The 10,676-nt window shown below is 38.5% G+C and carries 11 protein-coding genes; 2 read left to right on the top strand and 9 right to left on the bottom strand.

Features of this window, described 5'->3' with window-relative positions; all coding sequences use genetic code 11:
• Nucleotides 1-113: 113 nt before the first annotated feature.
• The 3 genes from hpf to HMPREF2904_RS02310 all read right to left on the bottom strand — a co-directional run bounded on the left by hpf (nucleotide 114) and on the right by HMPREF2904_RS02310 (nucleotide 2,698).
• Nucleotides 114-656, bottom strand: coding sequence for a ribosome hibernation-promoting factor, HPF/YfiA family (hpf, locus tag HMPREF2904_RS02320; protein WP_021154569.1), 543 nt, complete (start codon nucleotides 654-656; stop codon nucleotides 114-116).
• 81 nt (nucleotides 657-737) lie between these two features.
• On the bottom strand, nucleotides 738-1,403 hold the full coding sequence (locus HMPREF2904_RS02315) for a ComF family protein (RefSeq protein ID WP_070659690.1): 666 nt from the start codon (nucleotides 1,401-1,403) through the stop codon (nucleotides 738-740).
• Nucleotides 1,400-2,698, bottom strand: coding sequence for an ATP-dependent helicase ComFA (locus tag HMPREF2904_RS02310; protein WP_070659688.1), 1,299 nt, complete (start codon nucleotides 2,696-2,698; stop codon nucleotides 1,400-1,402). Before HMPREF2904_RS02310 ends, HMPREF2904_RS02315 begins: the two co-directional genes overlap by 4 nt.
• A 55-nt stretch (nucleotides 2,699-2,753) precedes the next feature.
• Here HMPREF2904_RS02310 and HMPREF2904_RS02305 point away from each other — a divergent pair, with 55 nt between their 5' ends.
• Together HMPREF2904_RS02305 and cysK are read left to right on the top strand one after the other, a co-directional pair.
• Complete coding sequence (locus HMPREF2904_RS02305) at nucleotides 2,754-3,395, top strand: YigZ family protein (RefSeq protein ID WP_021154565.1); 642 nt, start codon at nucleotides 2,754-2,756, stop codon at nucleotides 3,393-3,395.
• A gap of 123 nt (nucleotides 3,396-3,518) precedes the next feature.
• A complete protein-coding gene (gene cysK, locus HMPREF2904_RS02300) occupies nucleotides 3,519-4,442 on the top strand; it encodes a cysteine synthase A (protein ID WP_070659686.1) in 924 nt (307 codons plus the stop codon).
• A 50-nt stretch (nucleotides 4,443-4,492) separates the two neighbouring features.
• Here cysK and HMPREF2904_RS02295 read toward each other — a convergent pair whose 3' ends face one another.
• The 6 genes from HMPREF2904_RS02295 to HMPREF2904_RS02270 all read right to left on the bottom strand — a co-directional run bounded on the left by HMPREF2904_RS02295 (nucleotide 4,493) and on the right by HMPREF2904_RS02270 (nucleotide 10,617).
• On the bottom strand, nucleotides 4,493-4,858 hold the full coding sequence (locus HMPREF2904_RS02295; RefSeq protein WP_003003962.1) for a S1 RNA-binding domain-containing protein: 366 nt from the start codon (nucleotides 4,856-4,858) through the stop codon (nucleotides 4,493-4,495).
• A 1-nt stretch (nucleotide 4,859) separates the two neighbouring features.
• Entirely contained in the window at nucleotides 4,860-6,260 is a 1,401-nt protein-coding gene (locus HMPREF2904_RS02290; RefSeq protein WP_070659683.1) for a bifunctional Cof-type HAD-IIB family hydrolase/peptidylprolyl isomerase, read from the bottom strand.
• A gap of 44 nt (nucleotides 6,261-6,304) precedes the next feature.
• Entirely contained in the window at nucleotides 6,305-6,937 is a 633-nt protein-coding gene (locus HMPREF2904_RS02285) for a response regulator transcription factor (protein ID WP_049492345.1), read from the bottom strand.
• Nucleotides 6,934-7,950, bottom strand: a complete 1,017-nt coding sequence (locus HMPREF2904_RS02280; protein WP_070659681.1) for an envelope stress sensor histidine kinase LiaS — start codon at nucleotides 7,948-7,950, stop codon at nucleotides 6,934-6,936. The genes HMPREF2904_RS02285 and HMPREF2904_RS02280 overlap by 4 nt, the downstream gene beginning before the upstream one ends.
• A complete protein-coding gene (liaF, locus tag HMPREF2904_RS02275) occupies nucleotides 7,947-8,642 on the bottom strand; it encodes a cell wall-active antibiotics response protein LiaF (protein WP_003003865.1) in 696 nt (231 codons plus the stop codon). The genes HMPREF2904_RS02280 and liaF overlap by 4 nt, the downstream gene beginning before the upstream one ends.
• Before the next feature lie 175 nt (nucleotides 8,643-8,817).
• The gene (locus HMPREF2904_RS02270) at nucleotides 8,818-10,617 is read right to left on the bottom strand and encodes a CAP domain-containing protein (protein WP_070659680.1); all 1,800 of its coding nucleotides are present in this window, start codon (nucleotides 10,615-10,617) and stop codon (nucleotides 8,818-8,820) included.
• Nucleotides 10,618-10,676: the final 59 nt, after the last annotated feature.

Below are 10,676 nucleotides of genomic sequence, written 5' to 3'. Positions count from 1 at the left end.
TTCAAAAAATTTTATTTTTTTTAAAGTTTTTTAGTTATATAAAAAATCAGGAGCACAGATGCCCCTGATTCTTCTATAATTTATTTGATGTTTTCAATCTCTTTTTTTGATCTCTATTCTTTTACTTCCAATAGACCGATGTCTCCATCTTCTCTACGGTAGATCACATTTGTTGTGTTATCCTCTGCATCACGATAAATGAAGAAATCGTGTGCTAATAGATCCATTTGAAGGATCGCTTCATCTAAATCCATTGGTTCTAGATCAATTGTTTTTGAGCGAACAACTTTTTCTGTGGTTGCTGCTTCTTCTACAACTGCATCGGTAAACAATTTACCTGCACCAGATTTAACACGATTTTTCTTTTCGATTTTTGTTTTATTCTTACGAATTTGACGTTCAATTTTATCTACAACTAGATCAATTGAACCGTACATATCTTGAGAGACATCTTCTGCACGAAGTGTGATAGATCCAAGCGGAATGGTTACTTCTACTTTTGCGGTCTTTTCACGGTAAACTTTTAAGTTTACTCGAGCGTCTAGCTCTTGATCTGCCTGAAAATATTTTTCAATCTTTTCGAGTTTAGAAACGACATAGTCGCGAATGGCTTCTGTTACTTCTAGGTTTTCACCACGGATACTATATTTAATCATATTAGTACCTACTTTCTAAACATTATGTTTTTATTTATATGTATATTATAACGCTTTCATAAAGTTTTTGCAAATCTTTTTTTACCTTGCGATTGAAAATGTCTTTATTTCTTTCACACCTTTTTCAATTAGTAGGCGCTTCATTAATTCGATTGTTTTGCCCGTTGTGTAGATATCATCAAAGATAAGATATTTCTGCTTTTTTGAAACTTCTTCTTTTAATTGAAAGTGTTGAGAGGTTTTTAATCTTTCTTCTCTTGTTTTTTTTGATTGGGCTAAGCTGTCTTCTTTTTGGAAGAGACTGCTGTACTTTATTTCTGCAAAATCTAATATAGTCGATACCTGATTAAATCCTCTCTCCTGCTTTTTTTCATGGCTGATTGGAGTCGGTATTATCGTATAGCTTTTATATTTTTTCAAGGCTTTTTTGATTTCACATGCAAATACCATTCCTAATAAACGATCTCCTTCAAATTTATATCGCTTGAAATAGTCCTTCATTGCTGCATTATATCTATATAATGCTTCATGTTCTACCATATTCCCCTTTTGTATCCAGTATTCGCAATCTTTACATACTTTCTCCTCCTTATCTTTATAACATCTAGGACAATGGATTTCGCAAATTTGTTCGAAGTCTTCTTTGCATTCTTTACAAATCCATTCTTCTTGTTGATTCATAAAAATAAGGTCTGTGAAATGTTCACCAGTTTTCAACTCTTTAGTACAAAGCAAACATTCTTTCAAAATCCAGCCTCCTGATTCATTTCCTTTATTTCTTTGATCGCTTTCTTCATTTCTCGTGTTATACCATCTGATAGAAAAAGTAGTTTACCTGTTGGTCTTTCTTTACTTCGACCGACCCTTCCTGAAATTTGTACGAGGGCACTTTTAGTAAATAATTTGTGATTACTTTCTAAAACAAAGACATCTACAAATGGAAAAGTCACTCCTCTTTCTAAAATTGTTGTCGAGACTAGCATAGTTATGGCTCTGTTTCTAAACTCTTCTACCATTCGTAGGCGGTCTGTTGTCTGTGAGGATACAAAACCTACTGTTTCTTTTGGAAAGTATTTTTTTAAGTTCTCAGTAAATTGTTGTCCTAATTCTATCTCAGATACAAAGATTAACAATGGGTAGTGAGTCTGTCTTTGTTTCTTGATCAGTTGCAATAGTTGGTAAGGGATTCTTCCTTTTTCTATTTTTTCTCTAATTTTCGGCACCCATTTTATTTCAGGGACCACTAGTGGGTTCCCATGAAATCTTCTTGGAAGACTATAACGAATGATTTCTTTTTTCTTGACCTTTTTATCTAACTCATCTGTAGAGGTTGCTGTTAAATATAGGGTATTTCCCTCTTTTTTTATTGCATTCTGAGCTGCTTTATATAAGATTGGATTGTCCACATAGGGAAACGCATCTACTTCATCTATAATAAGGAGATCAAAGGCCTGATAAAACTTTAGCAATTGATGGGTTGTAGCGATCACCAAGGGTGTTCTAAAATAGGGTTCCGATTCTCCATGAAGTAAAGAGATGGGGCAGGAAAAATCTTCCTTCATCCTTCCGTACAGTTCGATACAAACATCGATTCTTGGGGTAGCAATACAGACTGCTTTTCCAGACTTGATAGCTGTTGCTACAACCTGATACATCATTTCCGTTTTTCCAGCTCCTGTCACAGCATGTACCAAGGCATGTTTTCCTGCCTTAACTGCTTGGATAAGTCCTTCAGATACCTCTTGTTGATAAGAAGTCAAGGTCCCTTTCCAGTTTAGCACCTCTTTCCCTTCAAAGTCTTGCTGTGCAATAGCATAAAGTTTTTGATCACTCCGGATCCTCCCCAATTGGATACAGGCTCTACAATACAGTACCTCTTCACTCAACTTCCACAGTTTTTGATCAATCAAACTGCCACATCGAAAGCATTGGTACCTTCCATTCTGTTTTTCAATAGCTGGAAGTTCTTGGGCAATTTCTTTTAGATCATTTGTCATTTGACTCTCCGTTAAGAGTCTTCCATAAGAATCTTCTATCTTCATACTTATTAATTCGCAAAAGTTGGAGAAAATCATTCTTTTTTTGTAAAATAAGAATATGGAATATGTTACATTTAAAGAGAACGGCACTGTTCAAGAAGAAATCAAAAAATCAAAATTCATTTGTCATGTCAAGCGAGTCTCCTCTGAAGAGGAAGCTAGAGATTTTATCAATGCCATCAAAAAGGAACACTATAAGGCTACACATAACTGCTCTGCTTTCATCATTGGGGAACAAAGTGACATCAAACGGACCAGTGACGATGGAGAGCCTAGTGGAACCGCTGGGGTACCGATGTTAGGAGTTTTGGAGAATCATCGCATCACTAATAGTTGTGTCGTGGTTACCCGCTATTTTGGTGGCATTAAATTAGGAGCTGGCGGTCTGATTCGTGCTTATGCTGGAAGTGTTGCACAAGCAGTTCGAGAAATTGGACTGGTAGAAATCAAAGAGCAAGTGGTTCTTGGGATCACACTTTCTTATTCCCAATACCAAGAGTTTGCTAATTTCTTAAAAGACCATCAATTGGCGGAACAAGATCCGATGTTCACAGATCAGGTGATGACAACTATTTTTGTGGATAAAGAAAACACAAACTCTATCACAGCAGCTTTAGTCGAATTTTACAATGGCAAAGTCATTATTGAGGATCAAGGAATTCGTGAGGTTGAAGTACCCCTACTTTCTGTAGAAAAATAACCAAAGAAGCTATCGGCAACGATAGTTTTTTTTTATCACACCCATAAAATTTCTATATTTTACATTCTTCCCGCAAGGGACTATACTTGTTAGTATCAAGAAAACCTAGAACTGAGGTATATTATGGCTATTAATGAAAATATTACAGAATTGATTGGGAACACTCCGATTGTCAAATTGAATCGTCTTGTTCCTGAAGGAGCTGCAGATGTCTATGTCAAACTCGAAGCCTTCAATCCTGGATCATCTGTTAAGGACCGGATTGCTTTGAGCATGATTGAAAAAGCTGAAGCGGATGGCTTGATCAAACCAGGTGATACCATTGTCGAAGCAACTAGTGGGAACACAGGGATTGGCTTATCATGGGTTGGCGCAGCTAAAGGCTATAAAGTTGTGATTGTCATGCCTGAAACCATGAGTGTGGAACGTCGTAAAATCATCCAAGCCTATGGAGCTGAACTCGTTTTGACTCCTGGAAGTGAAGGAATGAAAGGTGCTATCGCTAAAGCTGAAGCAATCGCTGCAGAAAGAAATGGCTTCCTTCCTCTTCAATTTGAAAACCCTGCTAACCCAGAGGTACATGAAAGAACAACAGGACAAGAAATCGTTGATGCCTTTGGAAAAGATGGTTTAGATGCTTTTGTCGCAGGTGTTGGTACTGGTGGTACTGTTTCTGGTATTTCTCATACTTTGAAAAAGAATAATCCTGCTGTCAAAGTCTATGCCGTTGAGGCCAATGAATCTGCAGTCCTTTCTGGCGAAAAACCTGGACCACATAAAATCCAAGGGATTTCAGCCGGTTTTATCCCAAATACTTTAGACACTAATGCATATGATGGTGTTCGTCGCGTATCTTCAGAAGAAGCTTTCGAACTTGCACGCGCTATCGGTGGAGCTGAAGGATTCTTAGTCGGTATCTCAAGCGCAGCTGCTATCTATGCTGCTATTGAAGTCGCAAAAGAATTGGGTAGCGGTAAAAAAGTTCTTGCTCTTGCACCAGATAATGGAGAACGCTATCTTTCTACTACCCTTTACGAATTTGAATAATTCTCTATATCAAAAAAACTTCGATGGGTTTCATCAACCTATCGAAGTTTTTATTTTTTTTCTTGTTTGCTAAAGAATACCTTTCCTTCTTTGACCCAGGTCGGCATCTGTTGAGCTAAGGGAGCAAAACCACTCTTGTGACGGTCATTAGAAAAGCGATGGTGTCGAATGCTTCGTTGCGGGGTCTCTTCAAGCGTTCTCAGAGAGAGGCTAGCTTTGTTGGTATATTCATCAACATCGATGACTTGAACAAAGACCTTCTCCCCAATCGACAGAATATCCTGAATATTACTTACATAACCACTTCTAATCTCTGAGATATGAATCAAGCCCGTCACACCCGACTCTAGTTCGACAAAGGCGCCGTAAGGTTGAATGCCTGTGATGGTTCCTTCTAACTTATCTCCAATTTTCATATTAGTCCTCAATTTCGATGGTTTCAATCACGACATCTTCTACTGGCTTATCCATCATCCCTGTCTCAACAGCCGCGATCTCATCCAACACAGCAAAAGAAGCTTCATCCATCAATTGACCAAATACTGTATGACGTTGATCTAGGTGAGGAGTTCCCCCTTCTGTCGTATAGATTTCTGCAATTTTTTCAGGCCAGCCACCGCGGACCAATTCCTTTTTCGAATATGGAAGATGTTGATTTTGTACAATAAAGAATTGGCTGCCATTTGTGTTTGGTCCAGCATTTGCCATCGAAAGGGCTCCGCGAATATTGTACAATTCTTTTGAAAACTCGTCTTCGAAGCTCTCCCCATAGATGGATTCACCACCCATACCTGTACCAGTAGGATCTCCCCCTTGGATCATAAAATCTTTAATAATCCGATGGAAAATGACACCATCATAATAGCCAGACTTAGCAAGAGCTACAAAGTTTGCAACTGTTTTTGGCGCTTGATCCGGGAACAATTGAATGTTCATCTCACCGTGATTGGTTTTGATCACAGCGACAGGACCGTCAACCGTAGCAAGTTCTAACTGTGGTAATGTCAATTCTTTTTCAACCATATTTAACTCCTCTAAGGCATAGAATATGCCATCTTCTTCTAAATTCTTAGTGATATAATCAGCTTTTTCTTGTAACTCTGGAGCAGATTTTCTCATTGCGATACTAATTCCAGCGTAATCAAACAGTTCTAGATCATTTAATCCATCCCCAAATACTAAAACATTCTCTGGCTTCAAGCCCAAATGATTTACAAGATGAGAAACTCCTGAAGCTTTTGAAGCTTCAAAGCGAACAACATCTGATGAATGGGGATGCCACGAAACTAGGCGCAAGTTCTCTTGCAAAGAAGGGGGCAACTCTAGTTCACTATCCTGTTCATCAAAGGTCCACATTTGGAAAATAGGTTCTTTCAAATGCAGATCTGGATCTACTGGTAAGTTTGGATAAATGATGTCAATAGCATCACTGATCAAGGGTGTCCGATTAGACAGGGCAGCTTGATGACTAGCTACTAACCCATAATCAATCTCGGATTCTTTGGCCCAATCCACAAAAGAAGAAACGATTGCTTCATTGATTGGTGATTGGTAGATCACAGTTCCTTTTGTATCTTCTATATAGGCACCGTTTAAGGTTACTAAAAAATCAGGCTTTAAGTCCATGATTTCAGGAACAACCCCAAAAATCCCTCTACCGGTTGCAATCCCTGTTCGGATTCCTTTTTCTTTCAATTGATGAAAGACGTCTTTGACAGATTCTGGGATCAATCCAGTTTCTTTTGCACGTAATGTATCATCAATATCAAAAAAGACGATTTTAACTTTTTTGGCTTTATAACGTAATTTTGCGTCCACTTGTCTCCCCCTTATGATCATGCTCTATTATAGCATGTTTCCTTTTAAAAATCTTCTTGATTCACCAGATGGTGTCGGAAGGCATAGACGACTGCTTGCGTCCGATCACTGACTTCTAATTTCGATAAGATGTTGGAGACATGGGTCTTCACTGTTTTTAAAGAAATGAAGAGTTCATCTGCTATTCGTTGATTTTCATATCCTTTTGTTAATAGAGCCAGAATATCTCGTTCTCTAGCTGTCAAATCATCATGCAACTCAGCATGGTTCTTTCGTGACTCAACTTTTTGACTAACTTCTGTCTCAATGGCAAATTCTCCCTTTGCAACCTTTCTGACAGCCTGTAAGATCTCAGTTGCTGACGAGGTCTTTAAAATATACCCTTTTGCACCGGCATCTAAGACAGGGTAAATCTTTTCGTTATCTAAATAAGACGTCAAAATGACAATTTTAGCTTCCGGCCACTCTTTTAGGATGGCTAGAGTCGCATCGATTCCATTTAGCTCTGGCATCACAATATCCATGATGATGACGTCTGGTCTTTCTTTCAGCGCCAACTCCACCCCTTCATGCCCATTTTTCGCCTCTAAGACTTGCTCAATATCGGTTTGCATGGACAAAAAGCTTTTCAATCCCAATCGGACCATTTCATGGTCGTCTACTAATAATACTTTCATACAGTTTCCTTTTCATTTTTCTCTTTTACAAGGAGGGGAACGCGAATATCTACAGCCACTCCCTTTTGAGGACTCGTTCTTATTTTAATGGTTCCCGCCATGTCTTCTACACGTTCTTGAATATTTTTCAACCCATAACTCAATCGTTCCAATTTTTCCTGCTCAAAGCCGATTCCATCATCTACCATCCGTAAATGAAGTTGTTTTCCTTCCTGATGCAAAAAGACATCCATTTGTTGAGCTCTAGCGTGTTTCAAGGTATTGCTGACAATTTCTTGGACGATTCGAAATAGATGTTCTTCCATTTCTTTTGGAATGCTCACGTCATTATGATGGAAGACAACTGTTAGGTTACTCTTTTCCTTCAATTCTCTAAAAATCATCTCCATACCTTCTACCAAACTTTTTCCTTCCAATTCTGTAGGACGAAGATGTAGGAGCAAGACGCGTAAATCATTTTGGGCTGTACCTAGAATATCTGACACACCATTTAGTTGCTGCTGGATCTGACTTTTCTCTAACTCAAGGGCCTGTGTTGCCACTCCAGATAAAATCATATTGGCTGCAAACAATTCTTGACTAACCGTGTCATGTAGATCACGCGCAATTCTCTTACGCTCGATTTCCACAATTTCTTCCTCATTTCGCATCACACGATTTTCACTTTTTTGTAAATTTTCTTCTAGTCGAAGCAATTTGCTGTCCAATAAATCTAACTGTTGATTCAATTCTTTGGGGGCAATTTCTTTTCGCTGTGAAGCAGTCAGGATAGATTCTACCTTTTGTTGTACTGCATGAACCGTTACAAATTGCGTGATTTTAATAATTAAGACAACCAAAGCCGTCAATGCAAGCGTCAGACTAAAAACCAAAAATAGGAATGACTGAAGCAAGGAAAGATCTGAAAGAAGTTTGCCCCACTGAAAACCAACAAAATGGAAAATGGTATGACAAATGACCGCAACCACCATTAGGGAATAGAAATACAATAGGAGATAGTCTAATTTCTTCATGCGCGAATCACCTCAACATCCCCAACAATACCAACTAACACAATTTTTATAGAACGGTGCGATCTCCGATAATGTGCCGTTTCAATGTCTATGGTTTCATTCCTCATTTTACGGACAGGAAGATCCAAGAACTTCAGATCTCCATACAGGGTGTTAATTTGTAAATGCAATTCCAAATCAATCGGTAAGATAATTTTTGTATTTCCAAACCCTTTCCGAATGATCACTACATTGTCCCAATTGCAAATGGCTACCTCCTCTAAATGGAGGGTGTCATTCCCAAAAACTCGGATCACATTCAGATCTCGATACCCTCGACTTTGCTTTGAAAAATGTTGTAAATCACCAATCCATCGAGTTTTTTCCTGACGAATTTTCGTATCCTCTTCAACATCAAACACAACTGCTTCATTTTCCTTATACATATAAGGGTAGGCGATCAATAAACCATAAACCACCGCAAATAAAATGGCTGCAATCACAAAAGGATTCAGCATCACGATAAAAAACAAGAGCACACTCAGCGCGATTAATAGAAAATTCGCTTTTTGTTTGCCAAAATAGTAATACAAAAGGAGCAAAAAGAGAACCATCAAGACAACAAATCTGGAAAAATCGATTGATAAAATGGTGATCGCTGCTAATGTTAACAAAACGGCTTCAACGAAAATAAAAATTTGTATTTTCCACATAGTCTACCTCATCTTTTCCTATTTTATCAAATTTTTCCTCATTTGACTTCCGTCTGTGGTTGGATAATACGAAGAGCAAAAAAACACCCAAAAGATAGAAATCCTTTGGGTGTCCTTGGTATCGGAATGAATTGTTATTAAATAAGTTCTTTCCGATAACGGTTGTCTAGAGGCATTATTTATACATGAATGCCCAGTAATAGTTACCGTCGCCATTGATGACTGCTGCTACCGCACCTTCTGTGGCATTTGGATCGAGCATTAATTCTCTCAATCCACTGTTATACCATTTCGTTGCGACTGTTGTTGCATTGTCTTCACGGCGAGCTACAAAACCTGTGCTATCGTACTGACGTGAAATAGTATGGGCTTTTGGTAAGGCACGTGAGTTGTAGACATCATCTGACCAAGTCAATTCTTTTAAGCCTTGTGCTTTTCGCAATTCGTTAATCTTAGCAAATGCTTCTTTCGCTTTATCTAACTCGATATAGTTTGTATTGTCTGTTGCTTCTACACGATAAACGAATTTCACATAGCCAAACTCAACATCTTTGTAGTTCTTGTCATCTACTCCACTCTTCAAGTTAGCGATTAAAACATAGTCTTTAGCCCATGGGTTTTCTTTAGATTGCTCAAAGAGTTCTGGGTCCTCGATTTCCCATTCTACTTTGGCATCCCAGCCAGCATTGTCAATAAATTTAGGATTCATTTTCTTAATGACATAGTCCTTAAATTCATCCACATTCTTAAATGGAAGAGCTTGACCTGCTTTAGCTGTTTCTACAAGGTTTGTAGAGTAGAGCTTCACGCTTGAGTCTCGATCGCTATAGGCATATTCATCATCTTTGGCATCTTCGTGGAATTTTGGATCGATTTCAGGATCTTTCGGATCTGTCATTCCATAAAGTTTCCATTTATCTCCATTCCATTTCCAATAAGCAGAGTAACCAGTTGCTTCCGTATCAGAAGGAACGTAGTAATAGTGAGTCGACCCGTCAAAGTAGTAGTTCTTATCTCGACGCAAAGCTGCTGATCCAGGTTTGCCAGGAGGATAGACTATCTTTGGTGCTCGTCCATTTGGAGCCCATGGAAGATGTTCTAATCCTTCTGCTGGTGTCTCAACGTATGGAGGAATTTGGTTTTCACTAGGCTGATCTGTTGATACCAAACCATCATTTCCAGGCACTTCAGGTTGCACCGGTTCTTCTGGTTTTGGTTCACTTGGATTTTCTGGGGTTGGTGCGAAAGGATCAAACTCTCCATCTGCTCCTACAAATGGAGGATTTTCTGGGAAGATCAAGTTCCCGTGATCTTCTGGTGTAGATGGTTCTGATGGGTTGACTGGTTGATCGGGTTTATCGCTTGGATCTGGCTCGTCGGGTGTTGGAGTTGGATCCGGAGTCGGTGTTGGAGTTGGATCTGGAGTATCAGGATTTTCCGTCGAATTCTTCACAAATACCCATTTACCATTTTTATAGTAGTAATAATCCCCATTATCTAATACATAATAATGGTAGCCATTTTCATATACATAATGAGGGTCATTGGCAAGGTTATTAGTAGAGTTATTCCGATTAGTTAAAGGCTTCCACTCACCATTGCGGTAGATCCGGTAAGTCCCATCACTCATCCGATAATAATGATTGCCATTCCAATAAATGTAGTTTTCATCATTTTCTAAGGAATAACCATAGTTCCAACCATTATAGCCATAATAATTATTCCAGCTAGGATAACCATAGTTATAGCCATAATAATAGTTCCAATTTGGATATCCATAGCCATAACTATAGGTCCATGAATTATAGCCATTATAACCGTTCCAATTATTGTAACCATAGTTATAATAGTTTGAACGATAAGGGGAGGTATTCCATCCTCTATTTTCTGCAGCTACTTTTGTTGCTATAAATACCGGGACAATCATAGCTGTTGCTAAGATTGCTCGACTAACCACTCTATATTTTCTGTCCATTTAAATAATCTCCATTGGGAAAGTATAGGCGAAAGATACATCAACTATGTGCACATATT

Origin of the sequence: Streptococcus sp. HMSC072G04 (assembly GCF_001813295.1) — a bacterium.
Classification (GTDB): Bacteria; Bacillota; Bacilli; order Lactobacillales; family Streptococcaceae; genus Streptococcus.
This window is presented reverse-complemented; position numbering and strand designations above follow the sequence as displayed.